Raw genomic sequence first — 21,937 nt, forward strand, 5'->3', positions numbered from 1 at the left:
CCCGTACACGTTAGACCGCTTTATTCAACAACGCAATTCCGGCGATACTGCCGCTCATCACTTCACAAGGAGATCGTCATGCCGAACTTCAGCTCCATCGACACTTTCGCACTAGCCGGCCGCCCGGTGCGGCGCATGGGCTATGGCGCGATGCAACTGGCCGGCCCCGGCGTGTTCGGGCCGCCGAAAGACCGCGACGCGGCGCTCGCGGTGCTGCGTGAGGCGGTCGCGTCGGGCGTCGATCACATCGATACCAGCGATTTTTACGGGCCGCACGTGACCAACCAGTTGATCCGCGAGGCGCTCCACCCGTATCCACGCGATCTGACGATCGTGACGAAGGTGGGCGCGGTGCGCGACGGCGCCGGCGCCTGGCTGCCGGCGCAGGAGCCCGCCGACCTCGAGCGCGCGGTGCATGACAATCTGCGCAACCTCGGGCTCGACGCGCTCGACGTGGTCAACATGCGCTTGATGGGCAACGTGCACGAGCCGAGCGAGGGCTCGATCGAAAAGCAGGTCACGGCACTTGCCGAGTTGCAGCAGCGCGGGCTCGTGCGTCATGTCGGCCTGAGCAACGTGACGGCCGCGCAGATTGCCGAGGCTCAGCGCATCACGAAGGTCGTGTGCGTGCAGAACCACTACAACCTCGTGCATCGCGACGACGATGCGTTGATCGATGCGCTCGCGGAGCAGGGCATCGCCTACGTGCCATTTTTCCCGCTGGGTGGCTTCACGCCGATTCAATCGTCCGAGCTGTCGGAGCTTGCGCGCAAGCTCGATGCGACGCCGATGCAGGTCGCGCTTGCCTGGCTATTGCACCGGGCACCTAACATTCTGCTGATTCCGGGCACGTCTTCGGTGACTCATCTGCGTGAAAACCTGCAGTCGGCGCGGTTGAAGCTCAGCGACGAGGTACTCGATCAACTGGATGCGATCGGCGCTGAAAAGGGCTGATTACACCGATGCCGCGATGAACTCCCGCAACCGTTGATGCGCGGGATCGCGATGCACCCGCTCGTGCCAGAGCATCGCCATCTCGTAGCCCGGCACCTCGACGGGCGGTTCGACCATCCGCAGCGCGTCCGTGCCGCGCACGAGACGCGCGGGCAGCATCCCCACGAGATCCGTGCTCGCGAGCACCGACTGCATGAACAGAAAGTGCGGCACCGACAGCACGACCTTGCGCGCGAGACCCACCTTCGCGAGCGTCTCGTCGGTGACGCCGAAAAAGCCGCCGCCATCGGGCGACACGATCACGTGTTCGAGCTTGCAGCGTCGAGCGCTTCGCGCAATGGCTCGCGCAGTGCCTGCGCTTTCGCGGTGGGCCGCATGCCGCGCGGTCCTGGCAACAGCAGCGGATCGCCGAATTGCTTGTCGACAAAAAAATTGAAAAACAAAAAATGTAATATTTGAAGGCAGATGGCCAGCTCTATGAAATCTTAGTTGCCATTCCAATAGCGGCCTCACGGTCGCGATCAACCGATTTCGTTCCGATATCCTCAGATCTGCGCGGTCGTAGGCTCGCAGACTTTTCTCGTTGCTTTCAACGGCGGTTTCCTATTTTGTTATCACTGTCGCGGTTTCTGTCAAATGCGATTCGTTGAGGTACTGCCGCTCTTAGGAAATGCTATGCATTCCATCCGAAACCAGCGAATGCAGAGGACAACCTCTCCGACGGCGAGTAGCCGGGTCTAGTTCCTCCTTATATTGGTAATAGAACGATTCCCAGCTTTCAAAAAGCCACGCGACCAGCAGACAGGAAACTTATGATCGTTGGCTCTCGAAGATTCCACTGCGCCGCCACGCGGAGCCCCGCGAGATGGCGGGAACGGTGCTGTATCTGGTTTCTGATGCGGCCAGTTATACGAACGGCGAATGCATTGTCGTCGACGGCGGTTTGACGATCTAGCCATTGGCGGCAGGCACGGTCTCAGTCGTTTCAAGCGGACGTTTTGCAAGGAAGAATCATCATAGATTTTGGCTATACCCCCAAGGCGTCCCGCGCATCCGGCAGTGGCACGATGAGGTGAACCAGGGGCAGTATTCTGTGTCATTCATGGAGTCGCTCAAGGAGCAGGCTCGTGCCGAGGGCCTGTGGAACCTGTTCCTGCCGCATCTGCGGGACGACGAGCCGGGCACGCGGCTGACCAATCTGGAATACGCGCCGCTCGCGGAAATCATGGGGCGGGTGTCGTGGGCGTCGGAAGTCTTCAACTGCAACGCGCCCGACACCGGCAACATGGAACTGCTGCACATGTTCGCTACGCCTGCCCAGCGTGACCAGTGGCTGACGCCGTTGCTCGATGGCAGGATTCGCTCGGCTTTCGCGATGACGGAACCTGAGGTCGCATCTTCGGATGCGACCAACATTACGACCTCGATTCGCCGGGACGGCGACGACTATGTGATCAACGGCCACAAATGGTTCATCACGAACGCCGCGCATCCTCATTGCAAGTTGTTCATCGTGATGGGCAAGACCGACCAGCAGGCACCGGCGCACCGGCAGCAGAGCATGATTCTCGTCCCCATGGACACCGCGGGTGTCGAGATCGTGCGCAACATAACGGTGGTCAATCACGTTGCGCCGGAAGGGCACTGCGAGATCGTGTTCCGCGATGTTCGGGTAACCACGGCAATACCTGACATATTGGGAATTCATTTCCAATATGCCTCGGCGATGCCTATCGTGACTGTTTTCAGCCACGAAGGTCCCATCATGAACGTTCTCATCATCTATGCGCATCCCGAACCGAAATCGTTGAGCGTTTCGCTGAAGGACTTCACTGTCCGCCATCTCGAACGCGCCGGCCATACGGTGCAGGTGTCCGATCTGTACGCGATGAACTGGAAAGCGTCGCTCGACGCACACGACACCAGCGAGCGTCACAGCGGCGAGCGCTTCTTCGCGTCGCTCGCATCGAAGCATGCGTTCGAGAACGGCCTGCAGAGCAAGGACATCGCGCGTGAGCAGGACAAGCTGAAGTGGGCCGATGCGGTGATCCTGCAGTTTCCGCTGTGGTGGTTCTCGATGCCGGCGATCATGAAGGGCTGGGTGGAGCGTGTCTATGCGTACGGTCTCGCGTATGGCGTCGGCGAGCATTCCGATGCGCGCTGGGGCGGGCGTTATGGCGAGGGCCGTTTCGCGGGCAAGCGCGCGATGCTGATCGTCACGACGGGCGGCTGGGAGTCGCACTACAGCGCATGCGGCATCAACGGTCCGATCGACGACGTGCTGTTCCCGATCCAGCACGGTGTGCTGTATTACCCCGGCTTCGAGGTATTGCCGCCGTTCGTCGTCTATCGCACGAGCCGCGTCGACGAGGCGAAGTATGCCGAGGTCAGCGAGGCGCTCGGGCGACGGCTCGACACGCTGTGGACGGCCGCGCCGATCGCGTTCCTGCCGCAGAACGGCGGCGCGTATGAGATTCCGGCGCTCAAATTGCGGGACGATCTGGCGCCGGGGCGGGTGGGTTTGCCGCGCACGTTGAAGATGCGGGGCGCAGCGACGGCAACTGAAGCCGATGAAGCGACCGAAGCCTGACTGGATCGTATGTTTCGCTGAAATTTGGTTGTAAGTCGCCATTGCTACAGTCGTTCGCGGACATAGGCCGAGGCATGCCGGGGCGCTCTTCTTCGGACGCCTGACGAACGTAAGCAGCAGGAAGCAAGCGCAAGGGGCGACTCACCATGAATCCGGTCCATACGTTCTGGCTCATTCTGATGCTGATCGCATCGCCGGCGTGGGCGTTCCAGTCGCGCGTCGTCACGATTCCGAGCGCGGCGATGCATCGTACGTTCGAGGCAACCATCGTGCTGCCCGATCGATACGCGCGTGGCAATCAGACCGCGCGCTTTCCGGTCGTCTACGCGCTACATGGCTCGGGCGGCGATTACACGGACTGGACCGCGAATTCGCATATCGGCAAGCTCGCCGACCGCTATCACGTGATCCTCGTGATGCCCGACGGCGGCCGCGACAGCTGGTACATCGATAGCCCCGTCGATCCGCGCAGCCGCTACGAAACCTACGTGGGTACGGAAGTGGTGGCCTATATCGACAGCCATTTCCGCACGATCGCGACGAAGCAGGCGCGCGCTATCACGGGCCTGAGCATGGGCGGCTTCGGCGCGCTACGCATTGCGCTCGACCGGCCCGACGCTTTCGGCGCGGCGGGCAGCATCAGCGGTGCGGTGGACCCGCGCGGCAGCGAGGACGAGCCAGGCATCGAGCGGGTGTTCGGCGACCCGATGCAAGATGCGGACTTCTGGAACAGCAAGGCGATCGTCGCGAGTGCGGAGGATTTCGGCCGCGACCATATCGCGCTGACGATCGATTGCGGCGTGAACGACTCGCTCGTGCAGTCGAACCGGCTGCTGCACGAGCGGCTCGTCGAACTCGGCGTGCCGCACGATTACGCCGAGCGGCCCGGCGGCCATACGTGGAAGTACTGGTCGAACGCGGTCAAATATCAGGTGCTGTTCTTTGCCGGCACGTTCAGGCAGGCGGCGCGCGAAATGCGTGACGCGCGCGCCGCGGCCGCGGCCTGACGGCGGACGGCTATCCGCGTCAATCGATTCCGTGAAACACCGCGTCGTCCGGTCCCAGGTAGACCGGCGGGCGCCACGCGGCATCGCGCATCGAATGCTGGACCTGTTTGTCGACGCCGAGCAGCACCGCGAAAATCGCCATCCGCACCGGAATGCCGTTGTCGGTCTGCCGGAAAATCGCGAGCCGCGAATCGTGATTGAGGTCGGTGCTCAAATCGTTCGCGCCGGGCCGGCTGTCGCGCGGCAGCGGGTGCATGATCAGCGTGTCGGCGCCGCACACGCTATCGACGAGCGCCTGGTTGATCTGGAAGTCGGGCGTGTAGCCTTCGAACGATTCGTCGGTGAAGCGCTCCTTCTGGATGCGCGTCGCGTATACGACGTCGGCGCCGCGCAAGCCAGTGCGCAGGTCGTGCGTCTGTTCGATCACGTGAGCGTTGCGCGAAATCTGCTCGATGATATAGCCCGGCAATTCGAGCATCGGCGGCGAAATCAGCGTGAACTTGATGCCGCGATAGAGCGCCAGCAGCTTCACGAGCGAATGCACGGTACGTCCGTACTTGAGGTCGCCGACCAGCGCGATGTGCGCGCCGTCGACGATCTTGCCGAGTCGCGAAAACTCGCGCTGGATCGTGTAGAGATCGAGCAGCGCCTGGCTCGGATGCTCGCCGGGACCGTCGCCGCCGTTGATCACCGGCACGTTGGTCGCGCGCGCGAATTCGGCCACCGAGCCTTGCTCCGGGTGGCGGATCACCAGCGCGTCGACATAGCCGCTCATCACCCGGCTCGTGTCGTAGATCGACTCTCCCTTCGCCATCGACGAAAACGTGAAGCCGGTCGTGTCGCACACCGAGCCACCGAGCCGGCAGAACGCCGCGCCGAAGCTCACACGGGTACGCGTGCTCGCCTCGAAGAACAGATTGCCGAGCACCGCGCCTTCGAGCACGCGCGAGATTTTGCGGCGCCGGGCGATCGGCTGCATGATGTCGGCGACGCGAAAGAGCGCCTCGACCGAGTCGCGCGAAAACTGATCGACCGACAGCAGCTGCGGCTTGCCCTCGAACAGAATCTGGCTTGCGAGCGATTGCGAGTCTACGCTTTGCGTATATCCTTCGCCCGGCTCCGTGTTCGCGACGATCTCCGACACGAAACGCTCGACGATTTCCGGCATCGCCCGCGATTCCTGCGAGTCGTCCGGCAGCAGCCATGTGTCCAGCGCCCGGCGCGACACGCCGATGCGGTTAGCGAACGTATCGCGCGTCATGTTCAGGCGACGCATCGCATCGCGTAGGAAGGCTTGTTGCGGAACGCTCATGAGGGCACCTGTCGCAAAAGTGGGGTCGGCGGGAGTAAGGCAGCAAAACGCGTTTATGTACGCGGTGCGTATATTAGTTTCCGGCGCGTAGAAGTCAAGCGTTTTCCTCCGCGAGCTGGTTCGCGAGGCGCCGAAGACCCTGCGACGCGGGTTTCGCGGTTACACTGCGGTCCATGCACTCCGGCCCCACGTTCCCGCTCCGTTCTTCGACCTTCGCCCGCGACGCTCTGGCGAGCGCAGCGGTCGCACGCGCGATCGGTGTTTCGCGCAACGTCGGCGCCAAAGCCAAAAAACAGCCGCTCATCTGACCGGAGCACGCTGTTCCGTCGTCAGATGTGCGACGGAACGACCGGTCGACCGCCTGCCTGCGGCTTTCTCCTCTGTTCTCCCTCGCACCGCTGACCCGGAATCGATACGGTCGTCATCGAGGTAGAAAACATGTCTGATTTCTCGGGTATCTGGATTCCGCTGATCACGCCGTTCGCCGACGGCACCGTCGATCACGCCGCGTTGCGTGCGCTGGTGCGTCGCTATGCGGAGGCCGGCGTGGCCGGGCTCGTCGCGCTCGGCACGACCGGCGAGCCCGCCACGCTCGACGCCGCCGAACAGGACGCGGTGCTCGCGACGATTCTCGACGCGGTGCAAGCCGTCAGCGCGTCGCCGCAGCGGCGCGCGTTGCCGGTGCTGGTCGGCGTCTCGGGCAATCACACGGCGAGCATGCGCGCGCGGATCGAGCAGTTGAATCCGTTGCCGATTGCCGGCGTGCTAATCGCCGCGCCGTATTACACACGGCCCTCGCAGGACGGCATCGTCGCGCATTTCAGCGCACTCGCGGACGCGAGCGCGCATCCAGTCGTGCTCTACGATATTCCGCAACGCACCGGCGTGCGGCTCGACCTCGACACGCTGCTGACGCTCGCCGTGCATCCGCGAATTCAGGCGATCAAGGATTGCGCCGGTTCGCTCGACACGACGCTCGCGCTGATTCGCGACGGCCGTCTGCAAGTGCTCGCGGGCAACGACCTCGAGCTCTTCTCGACGGTGTGCGCGGGTGGAAGCGGGGCGATCGCGGCGTCGGCGCATTGGCGGCCCGAGCGTTTCGTCGCGCTTTATCGCGCGTTGACGCAGGGGAAGCTCGACGAAGGACGACGCATTTTTCACGCGCTCGTGCCGCAGATCCAGCTCGCGTTCGCGGAACCGAATCCCGCGCCGGTGAAGGCGCTGCTCGCGGCGAGGGGATGGGTGCGCAACGAATTGCGTTTGCCGATGACGCGTGCGAGCGAGGCGTTGACCGAACGGCTCGCGGCGTTGGGGGAGACGCTGCTCAGATAGAGACTCCGCTTGCGGCCATCGTTCTGCCGCGGAGCATTGCGCCGAAGTCGTCGGCGTTGATCGGCTTGCCGAGCAGGTAGCCCTGCACTTCGTCGCACATCATCGAGCACAGCTTGTCGAGCTGCGATTGGGTTTCGACGCCCTCGGCGACCACGTCCATTTCGAGCGAGTGCGCGAGCGCGATGATCGCCGACACGATTGCGCTGCCCGCGGCGCCGTTCGCGTCGAGACCGTTGATGAAGAAGCGATCGATCTTCAACTGCTTCACCTGGAAGCGCTGCAGATACGCGAGGCTCGAATAGCCGGTGCCGAAGTCGTCGATCGAGATGTCGAAGCCGCTCGCCTGAAACGCGCGGATTACTTCGATGGTGCGCGCGGCATCCTGCATCGCTACGGTCTCGGTGATCTCGAACATGATCTGCTCGCACGCGACGCCCTCGCTCCTGACGATGTCGAGGATCGTCTCGACGAGGTCCGGTTGCAACAGCTGACGCGGCGACAGGTTGATCGCCACCTTCATCGCCGGCAGGTCCTGTTCGAGCCAGCCGCGAATGCGCCGGCAGGTTTCACGCACGACCCAGTAGCCGATCTGCACGATCTGCCCGGAGCGCTCGGCGACCGGGATGAACTCGGCCGGCATCAGCGCGCCCATCTCCGGATCGTGCAGGCGGATCAGCGCCTCGGCGCCCGCGAGCGCGTCGCCGCCGCGCTCAAACTTCGGCTGGAACAGCAGCGAGAAACGATCATTCGCGAAGGCGTCGTGCAGCACTTGCTGGATCCGCAGCGTGCGCGTGGCGGCCTCGTTCATGCTGCGCTCGAAGAAGCGGTAGGTGCCGCGGCCGGCGCGCTTCGCTTCGTACATCGCGGCGTCCGCGTGCTGGAGCAGCGTCTCGACGCTGTCGCCATCGCGCGGATAGAGCGCAATGCCGATGCTCGGCATCACCTGCAGCGGTTGTGCGTCGCTCCACGTGCCCTGGCGCATCCGGTGAAGCACGCCGTCGGCGAGCGCGGCCGCGTCGTCGCCGCACGTAAGGTGTTCCGTGAGCACGACGAACTCGTCGCCGCCGAGCCGCGCGACGGTGTCGCTCGAACGCACGCATTGCTGCAGGCGTTGCGCGAATGCGGACAGCACCGCGTCGCCAGCCGAGTGACCGAGCGAATCGTTGATCGTCTTGAAGCCGTCGAGATCCATGAACAGCACCGCGAACGACGTACGCTGGCGGCGCGCGCCGCTGATCGCGCGTTCGATCCGCTCGGTCAGCGTCGCGCGGTTCGGCAGGCCCGTCAGCGCGTCGAGCGTCGCGAGCCGCACGATCTGGCCGTTCAGCCGCGACACCGCGCCGAGCAGGAAGGTGGTGCGCACGTCGAAGCGCGACAGCATCAGCGTGACGATCAGCACCGCGAACGTGAGCAGGACCACCGAGGTGGCGAGCCATTGCGCATTCATGTCGTTGGCCGCGCCACAGATCGCGCCCGGCGCGAAGTCGGCGGCGGCCATGCCGGTGTAGTGCATGCCGCTGATCGCGACGCCCATCAACAGTGCCGCGGCGAGACGTTTGCGTGCGATATGGCGCTCGTCTTCGTTGCTGAGCGCGCGCGCCATCCACAGCGCGGCGCTCGACGCACCGATCGCGATCGCGATCGAGGCCGCGAACCATGCCGGCTGGTAGTGGATCGCGGGCGCCATGCGCAGCGCCGCCATCCCGGTGTAATGCATGCCGGCGATAGCGATCCCCATCGCCACGCCGCCCATCAGCAGCCGGACCGGCGTCAGGCGCTGCTGGGTCGTCAGCGAGAGCGCCAGATACGAAGCGCCGATCGCGAGGGCCAGCGAGCAGGCGGTCGTCGCCGGGTCGTAGCCGAGCGGGATAGGCAGCGAGAACGCGAGCATCGCGACGAAGTGCATCGACCAGATGCCGACACCGAGCGCGAACGCGCCGCCGAGCCGCCAAGCGTGCCGCCGGCGCGTCGAGCCGAGCAGGAAGATGCGGCCCGTCAGATCGAGCGCGGTGTACGACGCGAGGGTCGCGACCGCGAACGAAATCGCGACGAGCCAGAAATTATATGAACTCTGCATATTGGGTCCGCCGGGAAGAGTCCGGCTGGACATGTTATCGGCACTTTTCGAACTTTTGTTTAACTTATTTGCGATTTGCGAACAGGGGGCAAAACCGGCGCGCGGACGGCGGCGGATGTCGCGCTGGAACGCGTGTCGGATTGCGAGTCACGCTATGCATCGGAGCGTGGATCGGACGGCGGATCGGCGTCCTCGCGGCTCAGCGGGAAGCCTTCGTCCAGCCAGCCGGTGACGCCGCCCGCCATCAGCTTGACGGGCCGCCCCAGCTGCGCGAGCCGCAGTGCGCCGCGCGCCGCGCCGTTGCAGTGCGGGCCCGCGCAGTAGGTGACGAACAGCGTGTCCGGCGCATAAGCCGCGAGCTTCGTCGTGACGATCTTGCCGTGCGGCAGATTCAGTGCGCCCGGCACGTGGCCCTGCGCGAACAGCGCGGGACTGCGCACGTCGAGCAGCACGAAGCCGGGCGCGCCGCTCGCGAGCGCGGCGTGGACGTCGGTGCAATCGGTTTCGAAGCGCAGCGACGCCTGGAAGTGCGCGAGCGCGGCGGCGCTGTCGGCGGCGGGGATCGCGGTGACGGCGTTCGGGACGGTGGTGAGGTTGTCGTGAGTCATGGCAAGCAGGGGTGAGTTGATTGGGTGGTGGGGCGCGCGCGTTTCAGGCACGGTCGATTGTGACGAGCGGCGGGTCGCCCGGTAAGTGGCGTGATCGTCAATCTTCGGTAACATTGCGCCATGCACAATCATCTCGTCGTCGCGCTGGCCTACGACCGGCTTTGCACCTTCGAATTCGGCTGCGTGACCGAACTGTTCGCGCTCGAGCGTCCCGAGCTCGGCGTGCCGTGGTATCGCTTCGCGGTCTGCGCGAGCGAGCCCGGTCCGATCCGCGCGGCGGGCGGCATCACGCTGGCCGCGCCGTACACGCTGAAGCTGCTCGCGAGCGCCGACACGATCGTGATTCCGGGTTGGCGCGATGCCGACGAGGTGCCGCCGGCCGCGCTGCTGCGCAAGCTTCGCGCGGCTTACGAGCGCGGCGCGCGGCTCTGCTCGATCTGCTCGGGCGTGTTCGTGCTCGCGGCGGCCGGCGTGCTCGACGGCAAGACCGTGACGACCCACTGGCGCTACGCGGACAAGTTGCAGCAGCGCTATCCGCAACTGCGTGTGCAGCCCGACGCGCTGTATGTCGATGAAGGGCAGGTGATCACGTCGGCGGGATCGGCTGCCGGGCTCGACATGCTGCTGCATCTGGTGCGGCGCGATCATGGCGGCGCGGTCGCGAATCGCGTCGCGCAACGGCTCGTGGTGCCGCCGCATCGCGAGGGTGGCCAGGCGCAGTTCGTGCCGCGCCCGATGCCGCCCGACGAAAGCGGACGTATCGCGAAGCTGATGGACTGGGTGCGCAGCCATGCGGCCGAGCCGCATACGCTGCGCTCGCTCGCCGGGCGCGCGGCGATGAGCCCGCGCACGCTGCAACGGCAGTTCCGCGACGCGACCGGCATGGCGCCTTATGAATGGCTCGTCAGGGAGCGCGTCGCGCTTGCGCGTGAGTTGCTCGAAGCCGCGACGCCGCTGCCGATGGCGCGCGTCGCCGAGCTGGCGGGGTTCGGGTCAGAGGAGTCGTTGCGGCGGCATTTTCGCCGGATCGCGTTGACGAGTCCGGGGGCGTATCGGCGCAGGTTCGGTGGGCAGGGGTGAGTCCAGCAGATCGTAAGCACAATGGATGCGACACATTGATGACATTGGACATGTATTCGAACCACCATAGCGCGTTCGTCAGCAACAGGAGCGCGGTCGCGTTGAACGCCAACAACGACGCATAGAACTCGAAGTTCGAGCGTGTCGAGCGCGCCCACTGGCGATACCCGTAGGCAAGCAGCCCACCGATCGCCACTGCCGCGACAAGCAACGACAGCCACGTCACTGCATCCGGGTTGAACCCGCATTGAATTCGCGGCACGCCCCGAGGTCACAGCAGCAGGCATGGAGCTCACGTCGAGCTTGCCCATTCAACGGAACCCGCTATGTCCGATATCGCAAAGATCATCGCCAACTTCAACGCCGGGCGAGACCCCGAACGACTCGCGATGAAATACAAAGCCATGCGCGGCTCGCCGTTCGTGTTTCTGCGCGGCACCTGCCATCTGTTCTATGCGCGTCTGCCGCGCGCGAACGTACTCGACGACGCGCCGCACGTGTGGATCTGCGGCGACATGCACCTCGAAAATTTCGGCAGCTACAAGGGCGACCATCGCCTCGTCTACTTCGACAACAACGACTTCGACGAAGCCTGTCTCGCGCCGGTTCCGTACGAACTCGTGCGTCTGTTGGCGAGCGTGCTGGTCGGCGCGGCCAACCTGAAGCTGAGCCGCGCTGAAGCGCTCGCCCTGTGCCACACCACTCTCGATGCCTACGGCGCCGCGCTCGCGTACGGCAAGTCGCGCTGGATCGAAGCGGAGACCGCGACCGGCATGGTGCGCGATCTGTTCGTCGCGCTTGCGAGCCGCACGCGCGCCGCGCATCTGGACCGTCGCACGGTGCTCAAGGGCAAAACGCGCATGCTGAAGGTCGACGGCAAGAAAGCGCTGCCCGTCAGCGATGAACGGCGTGCCGCGGTCGCGCAGTTCATGCAGCAATTCGCGGTGACGGAGCCGAATCCCGAGTTCTACCGCACGCTCGACGTCGCGCGCCGCATTGCGGGGACGGGCAGCCTCGGTGTCGATCGCTATGTGATTCTGGTCGAGGGCAAGGGCTCGCCCGATGGCAACTACCTGATCGATTTGAAAGAGGCGCTGCCGTCATCGGTGAGTGCGCACGTGACGGCGACGCAGCCGAAGTGGCAGACCGAGGCGCAGCGTGTCGTCGAAGTGCAGCGGCGCAATCAGGCGGTCTCGCAGGCCTTTTTGCACGCGGTGGAATTCAACCAGCGCTCCTATGTGCTGCGGAGTTTGCAGCCATCGGAAGATCGCGTCGCGCTTGCCGACTGGAATGGCAAGCTGCCGCGGCTCGAGGCAGTGATCAACAGCATGGCCGAGTTGAGCGCGTGGGCGCATCTGCGCAGCGGAGGGCGGCAGAAGTCGGCGATCGCGGACGATCTGATCGCGTTTGGCAGTCGGCGCGATTGGCAACTGCCGTTGATCGATCTTGCGACGCAGTGTGAGGCACAGGTCGCGGCGGACTGGAAGGCTTATTGCGAAGCTTATGATCGGGGAACCTTCGAGACGAGCGGCACGGGCAACTGAAGCGTTGCATTGGAGGGCCGGCGCGGGCGTCAGGGCTGCGGACGGCGTCGCGGTGATCGGCGGCGATCGATGACGACCGGGGAAGTTGCGCGGGTCATGCGCTCGCGATTGACGAAGCGGGAAGCGGAGCAGGATCACCTGTGCGCGGGCCATACGAGCCGCGCGGCGAAAGTCGCGTTGTCTCATACGTGCCCCAGCACCTTCCACCAAAGCGGCCCAACGACCAGCCAGACCACCATGTAAAACAGGCTCATCAAAAATCCCGCCTTCCACCATTCGCCCTGGGTCACGTAGCCCGCGCCGAACATGACGGGACCGGAGCCGATGCCATATTGCGTCAGGCAGCCGTTCACATTGCTCAGAATCCCGAGCGAGACTGCGGCGACGAAGGGCGGGACGCCGGCGGCGACCATCAGTGCCATGGAGAGCGGAAACAGCGCGCTGATATGCGCGGTGGCGCTGGCGAAAAAGTAGTGAATGTAAACGTAGATCGCCGCCACCATCATGTAGACCGCCAGCATCGGAAAGCCCGCGAGATGCGCGCCGAATTCCTTGCCGAACCAGCTCACCATGCCATATTCGTTGAGCTTGGAGGCCAGCATGATGAGCAGGCCGATCCAGATCATCGTGTCCCAGGCGGACTTCTCGTTCAGCGCGTCCTGCCAGGTCAGCACGCCGCTGATGAACAGCAACGAAACGCCGATCGCCGCCGCGAGCGTCGCGCCGACGCCGAGATCGTCGCCGAACACCCACAGCACCAGCAAGCCGACGAAGATGCACGCCATGATGATTTCTTTGACCGAGATGGGCCCCATCGTCGTGAGCTCTCGTTGCGCGAGGTCGGTGGCATCGGGGGTGCGTCTGACCTGCGGCGGGGCGATCCACAGCATGGCGATCGGAATCACGGCGAGGCACAGCAGACCGGGGATCGACGCCGCCACCGCCCAGTCGAGCCAGCTGATCGACACGCCCTGGTCCGCGGCCAGCCTGACCGCCAGCGGATTGCCCGCCATTGCAGTGATGAACATGCCCGCCGTGATGATGTTCGCGTGGAAGGCGCAGAGAATCAGATAGCGTCCCACCTTCGCGCGTGATTCCGGATCGGCGTGACTGCCCAGCACTTCGGAAATGGCTCGCGTGATCGGCAACATCACGCCGCCGGCGCGCGCGGTGATGCTCGGCATCGCGGGGGAGATCACGAGTTCGGTCAACACGAGCCCGTAGCCGAGCCCCGTCGTTCGCTTTCCCAGCAATCGCATGAACAGAAGCGCGATCCGGCGGCCAAGGCCGGTCTTGATCACGCCGCGTGAAATGAAAAACGCGAGCATCACGAGCCATACGAGGTCGGTGCCGGTGGATTTGGTGACGTCGGCAAACGACAGAACGCCGACGAGCACGCCAATGGTCGAGCCGATGATGGCAACCACCGACATCGGCAGCGGGGCGGTCATGATGCCGGCAATGGTCGCGACGAACACCGCGAACATATGCCACGCCTTCGGCTGGAGCCCGGCGGGCGCGGGCAGAAACCACAGCGCGACGCCGACCGCGATCGGTACCAGATATTTCCAGACGCCGGCCGGCAGTCCGACCGAGGGCTTCGGCGTGGCGGGAGGCGAGCTGGTGGGCTGTGAAACCTTGGCAGGTGTAGGAGCCATGATGGACCTCGTGCCGGCGTGGTTGGGTATTTTCGGAGTGCGCGGGAAGGCGTCACCGCTCGTGGAGCACGCTTTGCGTCGCGTCCTTGACGATGCGCGCGCTACCTAGCAAGGTTTCGCGCTCGATCGGGTCGAGTTCCGGATAGGCGATCAACCGCGCGCCCGCGCCATTGACGACCATCGGCAGCGACACGCACACGTCCGGTACGCCTTCCACTTCGGGCTGGACGATGCCAACCGTAAGGATCAGGTCGGTATCGTGCACGATGGCCTCGCAGATCCTTCCTATCGCGCTGGCGATGCCGTAATGGGTGGCGCCTTTGCCTTCCTTGATGAGCTTCGCCGCCTCGTGGACGGAGCGCAGGATCAGATCCCTGCTGGCGGGGCCCAGCTCCTTGCCGTTGCGCGTCAGGAAAGTTTCGAGGGGCATGCCGCAGACCGTTGCGGCGGACCACTGGATCACGGCCGATTCGCCGTGCTCGCCGAGCACATAGGCGTGAATCGCGGAGGCCACCACGCCGAGCCGCTCGGACAGCAGGGAGCGCAGCCGCCCGGTATCGAGCGAGGTTCCCGTGCTGATGACGCGCTCGCGCTCGCAACGCAGTTGGTCGTAAACGGCGCCGGTCAGCACGTCGCATGGGTTGGTCGCGATCAGATAGATGGCGTCGGGCGCGAGCGGCGCGATCCGCCCGACGATTTCGGTCGCGATGTCCGCATTGGTTCTGGCAAGGTGCAGGCGAGTCTCGCCGGGTTTGACGCCGGCGCCGGCCGTGATCACGACGATGTCGGCGTCACGCGCGTCTTCGTAGTCCCCTGCGCGAAAACGGCTGTGCCCCCAGAATGCCGCGGCGTGGGCGAGATCGAGAACCTGTCCCTCAGCGCGCACCCGCGCGACGTCGATGATGACGACTTTCGCGCTCGGAATGGCCAACGCCACAAACAGCGCTGCCGATCCCCCGACCAGCCCCGCGCCGACGATAACGATCTTGGCCTGCCGCATAGCGAACCTCGTCAAGTTCGGGCTTCAGCCCCCTCGAAGCATAGTCGCATGCGCGCGTTTGCCATCAATCGGACCTTGGTCCTACACGGCCGCGGCGCGTTTTTTCACGCGGTCCGCTCAACCCATTGACTCCGCCAATCCGGGGCCTCGAACGGATCAGCAAAATACTGCGTCTCGTGGACGACCTTGCCTTCGCGGAACTCCATCACGCTGACCGTGTAAGCGACGCGCCCCTGATAGTTGATCGTGTACTCGGTGATCCACAGATTGCCCTCGCCTTGAATTCGCCTGATCGCGAAACCCGATGGCTTGCCGGGATGATGGCCGCGCAGAGCCTGCAAATTGGTTCGTCCATGAATTCGCTCGCCTGATTGGGGATAGTCGCAGATCGCATCGTCGGCGTAGATAGCGTGTTCGGCGTCGAGATCGCCGTCCGCCGACGCTCGCCAGTGTGCGTTCAAGGCTTCACGTATCGCTTGTTCGTTCATGGAGTGCCTCCAGAGTCGGGTGTTGCAGTCGACCAACCGCGCGTTGCCGTCGCGTTGAAATTTCGCCGACAGCGCATAGTCTGCGCCATAAAATCCCTGGCCCCACCCTTGCTGCAAGTATTCCCCCGGACGTGCAAAAAATGTCTGGCGCCTGCAGGGATTGCTCGCCGGGTAGTCCGGTCATTCGGACTGCCGGCCTGCACGCGCGGGCCGAGACATTCGCTCGCCGTCGCCGTTGTTGCGAAGTCTCTGCAGAGAAGGCGAGCGCTCGGTGAGCATTGGCGACATCTGTTGCTCCGCCCGCCGCGCGCCCGCGAACTGCTGCCTGAATTCAACCGGCGTCATGTCCTTGGCGGCTTTGAATTGCCGGTTGAAATTCATGTATATCGCTTCGCTGCCGGGCTGCGCGAAGAACGATGGGTATCTGAAGCGGCAACTGCCGGGCTTTCTCGAAGGCAGGAGCCGGCCGGATTTTCCGGCCGATCATTTCGAAGTCGATTTCGTCGGCCGCGCGACGCCAGACGATCTCACCGAGCTTGGCCGTGCGCAAATGGGCTTCGATTTGTGACCGGACAGGGCATGGCCGCGTCTGGATCGGGAGCGGAACTTGCTGCCGCTTCAGCATGGCAACGACCTAAGGAGGACCGGCCATGGCAACCACACCGAACAAGGACGAAAACCCGATCCGCCCGGATCAGTCCGACGTCGTGCAGACGGATCTGCCCGACCTCGGTCCATCGCAGGACCCGGATGAGCCGCCGCTCGATCCCGACGTCCACCCCGATAGCGAGGACGACAAGCCATAGACGAGCGCATTCGCCCGATAAAAAGAATCGAAGTGAAATGCGGGCGAGCGCGCGGCGCGACTGGTCGACACCGAGGGACCCGAGAACGCGGTGCGCTGATGCCGAAGAGGAGCGTGTGAGCGCGGCGTGTCCCTGAGCCGCTACAACTGACTCTCGATCGCGGCTGTATCGATGACCGACCAGACTTGCTGGATCTTGCCGTCACCAAACTCGTAGAAGACGTTCTCGGAAAACTGCACCCGTTTTCCTTGCACGGGAAGCCCAAATAACATGCCGATGGGTGTGCAGTCAAAATGCAATCGGCTTGCGATATGTGGCGGCTCGCAAACCAGCATCTGAATCTCGAAGTGCAGGTCGGGAATTTCGCGGAAGTCTCTTTCCAGCATCTCGCGATAGCCCGACAAACCGATTCGTTGGCCGTTGTACTTCACGTCTTCGCCAACGAAGTCTCGCAGCTTTGACCAGTCCTGCGTGTTCAGGCAGGCGATATAGCCGCGGTAGAGTTCCGACAGATCGAATTCGCTCATCGCAATCGTCTTCCATGCTTCAGTGGATAAGCCGATTGTCGGCGATCCGATACTTTGCGTTGCACGGCTGCCAGGGATTTTCGTCGGAAGCCGCAACTATCCGTTGCAGTCGAACAACCTCGATGCGCGCCGCATCACCCTCGCACGCATGCCAGAAATCCCTCCAGACAAACCCGGATTGCTGCGCCGATTTCCCCGCTGCTATCGTTCGCTGGACAGTGTGGAAGCGCTTCCACTTAAGCGTTCACAGTAAGTCCGAACGCCAGCGCCTCGAGCTCCACCACACCCGGTTCAACGACCTCATTGGCAGGAGAGAATCCGTGGTAAACGACGCATCCGCAATCATCGACGCTGCCCGTCCAACCGCTCACGGCGAACCGCATTCCGATCCATTCACACCGCCCGCCGATTCGTCGCTGTGGCGCCAGGATTTCCTGCTCGGCGCGGCCACCGCGTCGTATCAGATCGAAGGCGCGGTCAACGAAGACGGCCGCCTGCCGTCGATCTGGGACACGTTCTCGGCCACACCGGGCAAGGTGTTGGCCGGCGACACCGGCGCCGTCGCGTGCGATCACTACCATCGCTGGGAACAGGACGTCGACCTGCTCGCGGGCCTCGGCCTCGAAGCGTACCGGCTGTCGACCGCATGGCCGCGTGTGATGGATGAAAACGGCACGCCGAACCGCAAGGGGCTCGACTTCTACAAGCGCCTGCTCGGACGGCTCAAAGAGAAGAACATCACGACTTTCGTCACGCTTTATCACTGGGATCTGCCTCAGCACCTCGAGGATCGCGGCGGCTGGCTCAATCGCGAAACCGCGTACCGTTTCGTCGATTACGCGGATCTGATGAGCCGCGAGCTGCACGGCCTCGTCGATGCGTGGGCGACGCTCAACGAGCCGTGGTGTTCGGCGTACCTCGGCTACGGCAACGGCCATCACGCGCCGGGACTCTCGAACCTGCGTTTCGCCGCGCAGGCCATGCATCATCTGCTGCTCGCGCACGGTCTCGCGATTCCGGTGCTGCGCGCGAACGATCCGCGCTCGCACAAGGGCATCGTCGCGAATGTCGGGCGCGGCACGCCGAATAGCGACAGCGCCGCCGACCGTCGCGCGGCCGAGCTGTTCGAAGTTCAGCACAACGCGTGGATTCTCGATCCGCTATTGAAGGGCGAGTATCCGCAAGACCTGTTCGAGTTGTGGCCGGGCAGCGAGCCGCTCGTGCTCGAAGGCGACATGCAGACGATCAATACGCCGCTCGATTTTCTCGGCATCAACTATTATTTCCGCACCAACGTGGCGAGCGACGGTGGGCACGGTTTCAAGGAGGTGCCGCTCGGGGGTGTCGAGCGCACGCAGATGGGCTGGGAGGTTTACCCTGACGGTCTTCGCGATCTGTTGACCGGTTTCAGGAATACCTATGCCAATCTGCCGCCGATCTACATCACCGAGAACGGCATGGCATCGGACGACAAGGTGATCGACGGCCGCGTCGAGGACACGCAGCGCATCTCGTTCCTGAAGCGCCATCTCGCCGCGGTCGATCAGGCGATCAAGGCGGGCGTCGACGTGCGCGGCTATTTCCTGTGGTCGCTGATGGACAACTTCGAGTGGGCTTTCGGCTATGAGCGGCGCTTCGGCATCGTGCACGTCGACTATCAAACGCAGAAGCGTACGGTCAAGCGCAGCGCAGAGCTGGTGTCGAAATTCCTCCAGGATCGCAACGCGCAAGCGCAATAAACACAATTAAAACGACGCAGCAACGATGTAAAACCGGGTGGAGCTGATTGGTATTTCGACTTGACACACGGGCACTCTGCCTGGAGGAGACGGAATGAACAGCAACAGAATGGTCTTGCGAGGCGTAGTTGCGGCACTGGCGCTGTATGGCGTCGTCGCGCATGCGGAACCGCTCAAGGCTAACGTGATTCACTGGTGGACCTCGGGCGGCGAGTCGGCCGCGATTCGGCAGTTTGCCGTCGCGTACGACAAGGCCGGCGGCCAATGGGTCGACAACGCAGTCGCCGGCGGAGATCAGGCGCGCGCCACCGCGATCAACCGGATCGTCGGCGGCGATCCACCCACCGCCGCCCAGTTCAATACGTCGAAGCAGTTTCACGATCTGATCGACCAGGGACTCCTGAATAACGTCGACGACGTCGCCGCGAAAGAAAACTGGAACGGCATTTTCCCGCAGTCGATTCTCGACAGTATCCGCGTGAAGGGCCATTTCTACGCTGCGCCGGTCGACATTCATATGCCGGCGTGGTTCTTCTACTCGAAGCCGGTGTTCCAGAAAGCGGGCATCGCGAGCGAGCCCAAAAGCTACGACGAATTCATCGCCGATCTCGGCAAGCTGAAGAGCGCGGGCGTGATTCCGCTCGCGTTCGGCGGCCAGCCGTGGCAGGAGAAGATCACGTTCGACGCGGTGCTCGCCGATGTGGGCGGCCCGGACCTGTATATGAAGGTCTATCGCGATCACGATCAGAAGGCGGTGAACTCCGATGCGTTCAAGAAGGTGCTCGTGTCGTTCAAGCGGCTGCACGATTTCGTCGATCCGGGCTCGCCTGGCCGCAACTGGAACGACGCGACCGCGCTCGTGACTTCGGGCAAGGCCGGGGTTCAGATCATGGGCGACTGGGCGAAGGGCGAGTTCGTCGCGGCGAATCAAACGGCGGGCAAGGACTTCGGCTGCTTCCCGGGCTTCGGTCCGCGTTCGCCGTATCTGGTCGCGGGCGACGTCTTCGTGTTCCCGAAGACCGACAACGCGTCGGCGATCAAGGCGCAGAATCTGCTCGCCACGGTGATGACCTCGCCGTCCGCGCAGGTCGCGTTCAGCGCGAAGAAGGGCTCGATTCCGATCCGGTCTGACGTCGACGAAAGCAGCCTCGACGTCTGCGCCAAGGAGGGCATCGCGATCATGAAGGACAAGTCGCGCCAGTTGCCGAATCCGGAAATGCTGCTGTCGCCCGATACGCAGGGTGCGCTGACTGACGTCGTGACGAACTTCTGGAACAAGAACGAGTCCGTCGACGACGCGCAGAAAGCGTTCGCCAGCGCGTTGAAGGGCTAGGCCTCGCCGTGCACGCGCTCAAGCTGCCAGCCGAGGGTTCGAAACCACAGGGCAAGTCGCACCCCAAACCGCGAAACAAGCCGCTGAACCGGCGGTTTTCGATCGCGGTCTGGTTGGCCTTGCTGCCGATGCTCCTGACCGTCGTGTTCACGTACCTGGGCACGATGGTCTGGACCGCGCGCGTGTCGCTCACCAATTCGCACACGTTTCCGTCGCACGACTTCGTGGGCTTCACGCAGTACGTGCGGCTCTTTCACAACGACCGCTGGTTGACGTCGCTGCAGAACATCGTGATCTATGGCGCGTGTTTCATCATCGCGTGCATGGTGATCGGCTTGCTGCTGGCGATCTTTATCGATCAGCGCGTGGTCGCGGAAGGCGCGTTGCGCACGGTGTTTCTGTATCCGTACGCGATGTCGTTCGTCGCGACCGGGCTCGTGTGGCAATGGATCCTGAATCCCGCGCTCGGTGCGCAGCAGGTGCTGCGCAATCTCGGCTTCGCGCATGCGCGCTTCGACTGGATCGTCGATCAGGACTGGGTCATCTACACGATCGTGATCGCGACCGTGTGGCAGGCTTCGGGCCTCGTGATGGCGCTGTTGCTCGCGGGCCTGCGCGGCATCGACGAAGAGTTGTGGAAAGCCGCGCGCATCGACGGCATTCCTCGCTGGCGCGTGTACGCGAGCATCGTGGTGCCGATGCTCGGACCGTCGATCTCGACCGCGTTCGTGCTGCTGTTCGTGATGGTCGTGAAGCTGTACGACGCGGTCGTCGCGATGACGCAGGGCGGCCCCGGCACCGCGAGCGAAGTACCGGCCAAATTCATCATGGACTATCTGTTCGGGCGCGCGAACATCGGCCTTGCGTCGGCTGCATCGATCGTGCTGCTCGCGACGGTGCTGGCGGTGCTCGCGCCGTTCTTCTATGCACGCAGCCGTGCGGCGCTGCGCGGGGAGAGAGGATGAATACGCTCGATTCCACGCTCAAAGGCGGCATGCCGCATCGCGCACGCACGCGCCCCCGCCGCTCGGCGTTTTCGCCGGCGCGGCTCGGCATCTACGCGTTTCTGCTCACCGCGGCGGTGTTCTTTCTGCTGCCGCTCTACGTGATGCTGGTCACGTCGGTCAAACCGATGAGCGAGATCCGCCTCGGCAATCTGCTCGGCTTGCCGATGCATTTCACGCTCGACGCATGGAGCGCCGCATGGCAGTCGGCCTGCACCGGGCTCGATTGCAACGGCATTCGCGTCGGCTTCTGGAACTCGGTGCGTATCGTCGTGCCGAGCACGGTGCTGTCGATCATGGTCGGCGCGGTGAACGGCTACGCGCTGTCGTTCTGGCGGCCGCGCGGCGCGGGTCTGCTGTTCGGCGTGCTGCTCGTCGGCGCGTTCATTCCGGTGCAGGTAATGATCTATCCGCTCGTGCGCGTGCTCGCGAGCGTGCATCTGTTCAGCTCGCTGCCGGGCATCGTGCTGATCCATACGATGTTCGGCATGCCGGTGATGACGCTGCTGTTCCGCAACTACTACGCGTCGATTCCGCAGGAGCTGTTCAAGGCCGCGCGCATCGACGGCGGCAGCTTCTGGCGCATCTTCTTTCAACTGATGCTGCCGATGTCGACGCCGATCATCGTCGTCGCGCTGATCATGCAGGTCACGAACATCTGGAACGACTTCATTCTGGGCCTCGTGTTCGCTGGCACGAAGAATCTGCCGATGACGGTGCAGTTGAACAACATCATCAACACGACGACCGGCGAGCGGCTCTACAACGTCAATATGGCGGCGACGATCCTGACGTCGCTGGTGCCGCTCGCGGTTTATTTCATTTCGGGCCGCTGGTTCGTGCGCGGCATTGCGTCGGGCGCCGTCAAGGGGTAGGGC

At 63.8% G+C, this 21,937-nt stretch carries 20 protein-coding genes and 4 pseudogenes; 15 read left to right on the forward strand and 9 right to left on the reverse strand.

Features of this window, described 5'->3' with window-relative positions:
- The first annotated feature begins 78 nt into the window (after nucleotides 1-78).
- Nucleotides 79-954, forward strand: coding sequence for an aldo/keto reductase family oxidoreductase (locus tag HDG37_RS16595; RefSeq protein ID WP_184049468.1), 876 nt, complete (start codon nucleotides 79-81; stop codon nucleotides 952-954).
- Here HDG37_RS16595 and HDG37_RS16600 read toward each other — a convergent pair.
- Nucleotides 955-1,367: pseudogene (locus HDG37_RS16600) on the reverse strand (LysR substrate-binding domain-containing protein); the annotation flags it as partial.
- 383 nt (nucleotides 1,368-1,750) lie between these two features.
- On the opposite strand from HDG37_RS16600, the pseudogene HDG37_RS16605 reads away from it, so the two are divergent.
- The 4 genes and pseudogenes from HDG37_RS16605 to HDG37_RS16615 all read left to right on the forward strand — a co-directional run.
- A pseudogene (locus tag HDG37_RS16605) lies at nucleotides 1,751-1,909 on the forward strand (SDR family oxidoreductase); the annotation flags it as partial.
- Nucleotides 1,910-1,996: 87 nt separating this feature from the next.
- Nucleotides 1,997-2,629: pseudogene (locus tag HDG37_RS38790) on the forward strand (acyl-CoA dehydrogenase family protein); the annotation flags it as partial.
- Complete coding sequence (locus HDG37_RS38795; protein WP_409260157.1) at nucleotides 2,609-3,544, forward strand: NAD(P)H-dependent oxidoreductase; 936 nt, start codon at nucleotides 2,609-2,611, stop codon at nucleotides 3,542-3,544. The pseudogene HDG37_RS38790 and the gene HDG37_RS38795, both read left to right, overlap by 21 nt.
- A gap of 146 nt (nucleotides 3,545-3,690) precedes the next feature.
- Nucleotides 3,691-4,551: an alpha/beta hydrolase family protein gene (locus tag HDG37_RS16615; RefSeq protein ID WP_184049472.1), complete on the forward strand. Its 861-nt coding sequence runs from the start codon at nucleotides 3,691-3,693 to the stop codon at nucleotides 4,549-4,551.
- 19 nt (nucleotides 4,552-4,570) lie between these two features.
- Here the strand turns inward: HDG37_RS16615 and HDG37_RS16620 are convergent, their stop codons facing one another.
- Entirely contained in the window at nucleotides 4,571-5,863 is a 1,293-nt protein-coding gene (locus HDG37_RS16620) for an aspartate carbamoyltransferase (protein ID WP_184049474.1), read from the reverse strand.
- A gap of 438 nt (nucleotides 5,864-6,301) precedes the next feature.
- On the opposite strand from HDG37_RS16620, the gene dapA reads away from it, so the two are divergent.
- Nucleotides 6,302-7,195 (forward strand): 4-hydroxy-tetrahydrodipicolinate synthase, encoded by an 894-nt coding sequence (dapA, locus tag HDG37_RS16625; protein ID WP_184049476.1) that lies wholly within the window; start codon nucleotides 6,302-6,304, stop codon nucleotides 7,193-7,195.
- Here dapA and HDG37_RS16630 read toward each other — a convergent pair.
- Nucleotides 7,188-9,272, reverse strand: a complete 2,085-nt coding sequence (locus HDG37_RS16630) for a bifunctional diguanylate cyclase/phosphodiesterase (RefSeq protein WP_184049478.1) — start codon at nucleotides 9,270-9,272, stop codon at nucleotides 7,188-7,190. The genes dapA and HDG37_RS16630 overlap by 8 nt on opposite strands.
- 152 nt (nucleotides 9,273-9,424) lie before the next feature.
- Nucleotides 9,425-9,880: a rhodanese-like domain-containing protein gene (locus HDG37_RS16635; RefSeq protein ID WP_184049480.1), complete on the reverse strand. Its 456-nt coding sequence runs from the start codon at nucleotides 9,878-9,880 to the stop codon at nucleotides 9,425-9,427.
- A gap of 120 nt (nucleotides 9,881-10,000) precedes the next feature.
- Here HDG37_RS16635 and ftrA point away from each other — a divergent pair, with 120 nt between their 5' ends.
- Entirely contained in the window at nucleotides 10,001-10,960 is a 960-nt protein-coding gene (gene ftrA / locus HDG37_RS16640; RefSeq protein ID WP_184049482.1) for a transcriptional regulator FtrA, read from the forward strand.
- Between the two features lie 326 nt (nucleotides 10,961-11,286).
- Nucleotides 11,287-12,504: a DUF2252 domain-containing protein gene (locus HDG37_RS16645; RefSeq protein ID WP_184049484.1), complete on the forward strand. Its 1,218-nt coding sequence runs from the start codon at nucleotides 11,287-11,289 to the stop codon at nucleotides 12,502-12,504.
- A gap of 182 nt (nucleotides 12,505-12,686) precedes the next feature.
- On the opposite strand, the gene HDG37_RS16650 is transcribed toward HDG37_RS16645, so the two are convergent.
- The 4 genes from HDG37_RS16650 to HDG37_RS16665 all read right to left on the reverse strand — a co-directional run bounded on the left by HDG37_RS16650 (nucleotide 12,687) and on the right by HDG37_RS16665 (nucleotide 16,031).
- A complete protein-coding gene (locus HDG37_RS16650) occupies nucleotides 12,687-14,162 on the reverse strand; it encodes a DASS family sodium-coupled anion symporter (protein ID WP_184049486.1) in 1,476 nt (491 codons plus the stop codon).
- A 52-nt stretch (nucleotides 14,163-14,214) separates the two neighbouring features.
- Nucleotides 14,215-15,162, reverse strand: a complete 948-nt coding sequence (locus HDG37_RS16655) for a lactate/malate family dehydrogenase (protein WP_184049489.1) — start codon at nucleotides 15,160-15,162, stop codon at nucleotides 14,215-14,217.
- A gap of 104 nt (nucleotides 15,163-15,266) precedes the next feature.
- The gene (locus HDG37_RS16660; RefSeq protein ID WP_184049491.1) at nucleotides 15,267-15,650 is read right to left on the reverse strand and encodes a nuclear transport factor 2 family protein; all 384 of its coding nucleotides are present in this window, start codon (nucleotides 15,648-15,650) and stop codon (nucleotides 15,267-15,269) included.
- Nucleotides 15,651-15,830: 180 nt separating this feature from the next.
- Nucleotides 15,831-16,031: a hypothetical protein gene (locus HDG37_RS16665; RefSeq protein ID WP_184049493.1), complete on the reverse strand. Its 201-nt coding sequence runs from the start codon at nucleotides 16,029-16,031 to the stop codon at nucleotides 15,831-15,833.
- Between HDG37_RS16665 and HDG37_RS16670 the strand changes: the two are divergent.
- Together HDG37_RS16670 and HDG37_RS16675 are read left to right on the forward strand one after the other, a co-directional pair.
- Nucleotides 16,030-16,218, forward strand: a pseudogene (locus tag HDG37_RS16670) (YbiU family protein); the annotation flags it as partial. The gene HDG37_RS16665 and the pseudogene HDG37_RS16670 sit on opposite strands and share 2 nt — an antisense overlap.
- A gap of 82 nt (nucleotides 16,219-16,300) precedes the next feature.
- The gene (locus HDG37_RS16675) at nucleotides 16,301-16,456 is read left to right on the forward strand and encodes a hypothetical protein (RefSeq protein WP_184049495.1); all 156 of its coding nucleotides are present in this window, start codon (nucleotides 16,301-16,303) and stop codon (nucleotides 16,454-16,456) included.
- A 140-nt stretch (nucleotides 16,457-16,596) separates the two neighbouring features.
- Here HDG37_RS16675 and HDG37_RS16680 read toward each other — a convergent pair whose 3' ends face one another.
- Entirely contained in the window at nucleotides 16,597-16,983 is a 387-nt protein-coding gene (locus HDG37_RS16680; protein ID WP_184049497.1) for an ester cyclase, read from the reverse strand.
- A gap of 22 nt (nucleotides 16,984-17,005) precedes the next feature.
- Between HDG37_RS16680 and HDG37_RS16685 the strand changes: the two genes are divergently transcribed.
- The 5 genes from HDG37_RS16685 (at nucleotide 17,006) to HDG37_RS16705 (ending at nucleotide 21,934) form a co-directional block, all read left to right on the forward strand.
- Nucleotides 17,006-17,236: a hypothetical protein gene (locus HDG37_RS16685; protein WP_184049499.1), complete on the forward strand. Its 231-nt coding sequence runs from the start codon at nucleotides 17,006-17,008 to the stop codon at nucleotides 17,234-17,236.
- A gap of 67 nt (nucleotides 17,237-17,303) precedes the next feature.
- A complete protein-coding gene (locus HDG37_RS16690) occupies nucleotides 17,304-18,722 on the forward strand; it encodes a GH1 family beta-glucosidase (RefSeq protein WP_184049501.1) in 1,419 nt (472 codons plus the stop codon).
- Nucleotides 18,723-18,816: 94 nt separating this feature from the next.
- Complete coding sequence (locus HDG37_RS16695; protein ID WP_184049502.1) at nucleotides 18,817-20,055, forward strand: ABC transporter substrate-binding protein; 1,239 nt, start codon at nucleotides 18,817-18,819, stop codon at nucleotides 20,053-20,055.
- A gap of 8 nt (nucleotides 20,056-20,063) precedes the next feature.
- A complete protein-coding gene (locus tag HDG37_RS16700; RefSeq protein WP_184049504.1) occupies nucleotides 20,064-21,020 on the forward strand; it encodes a carbohydrate ABC transporter permease in 957 nt (318 codons plus the stop codon).
- Nucleotides 21,017-21,934, forward strand: coding sequence for a carbohydrate ABC transporter permease (locus HDG37_RS16705; protein ID WP_090806412.1), 918 nt, complete (start codon nucleotides 21,017-21,019; stop codon nucleotides 21,932-21,934). The genes HDG37_RS16700 and HDG37_RS16705 overlap by 4 nt, the downstream gene beginning before the upstream one ends.
- Nucleotides 21,935-21,937 lie beyond the last annotated feature (3 nt).

It is taken from the genome of Paraburkholderia sp. MM5384-R2, from assembly GCF_014201025.1.
Classification (GTDB): Bacteria; Pseudomonadota; Gammaproteobacteria; order Burkholderiales; family Burkholderiaceae; genus Paraburkholderia; species Paraburkholderia tuberum.

What these genes read in the sequence shown, in the direction of transcription:
- dapA (WP_184049476.1), top strand. Translation starts at nt 6,302, where the DNA reads ATGTCTGATTTCTCGGGTATCTGGATTCCGCTGATCACGCCGTTCGCC.
- HDG37_RS16705 (WP_090806412.1), top strand. Translation starts at nt 21,017, where the DNA reads ATGAATACGCTCGATTCCACGCTCAAAGGCGGCATGCCGCATCGCGCA.
- HDG37_RS16655 (WP_184049489.1), bottom strand. Translation starts at nt 15,162, where the DNA reads ATGCGGCAGGCCAAGATCGTTATCGTCGGCGCGGGGCTGGTCGGGGGA.
- HDG37_RS16595 (WP_184049468.1), top strand. Translation starts at nt 79, where the DNA reads ATGCCGAACTTCAGCTCCATCGACACTTTCGCACTAGCCGGCCGCCCG.
- HDG37_RS16660 (WP_184049491.1), bottom strand. Translation starts at nt 15,650, where the DNA reads ATGAACGAACAAGCGATACGTGAAGCCTTGAACGCACACTGGCGAGCG.
- HDG37_RS16620 (WP_184049474.1), bottom strand. Translation starts at nt 5,863, where the DNA reads ATGAGCGTTCCGCAACAAGCCTTCCTACGCGATGCGATGCGTCGCCTG.
- HDG37_RS16630 (WP_184049478.1), bottom strand. Translation starts at nt 9,272, where the DNA reads ATGCAGAGTTCATATAATTTCTGGCTCGTCGCGATTTCGTTCGCGGTC.
- HDG37_RS16665 (WP_184049493.1), bottom strand. Translation starts at nt 16,031, where the DNA reads ATGAATTTCAACCGGCAATTCAAAGCCGCCAAGGACATGACGCCGGTT.
- HDG37_RS16680 (WP_184049497.1), bottom strand. Translation starts at nt 16,983, where the DNA reads ATGAGCGAATTCGATCTGTCGGAACTCTACCGCGGCTATATCGCCTGC.
- HDG37_RS16650 (WP_184049486.1), bottom strand. Translation starts at nt 14,162, where the DNA reads ATGGCTCCTACACCTGCCAAGGTTTCACAGCCCACCAGCTCGCCTCCC.
- HDG37_RS16695 (WP_184049502.1), top strand. Translation starts at nt 18,817, where the DNA reads ATGAACAGCAACAGAATGGTCTTGCGAGGCGTAGTTGCGGCACTGGCG.
- ftrA (WP_184049482.1), top strand. Translation starts at nt 10,001, where the DNA reads ATGCACAATCATCTCGTCGTCGCGCTGGCCTACGACCGGCTTTGCACC.
- HDG37_RS16635 (WP_184049480.1), bottom strand. Translation starts at nt 9,880, where the DNA reads ATGACTCACGACAACCTCACCACCGTCCCGAACGCCGTCACCGCGATC.
- HDG37_RS16615 (WP_184049472.1), top strand. Translation starts at nt 3,691, where the DNA reads ATGAATCCGGTCCATACGTTCTGGCTCATTCTGATGCTGATCGCATCG.
- HDG37_RS16675 (WP_184049495.1), top strand. Translation starts at nt 16,301, where the DNA reads ATGGCAACCACACCGAACAAGGACGAAAACCCGATCCGCCCGGATCAG.
- HDG37_RS16645 (WP_184049484.1), top strand. Translation starts at nt 11,287, where the DNA reads ATGTCCGATATCGCAAAGATCATCGCCAACTTCAACGCCGGGCGAGAC.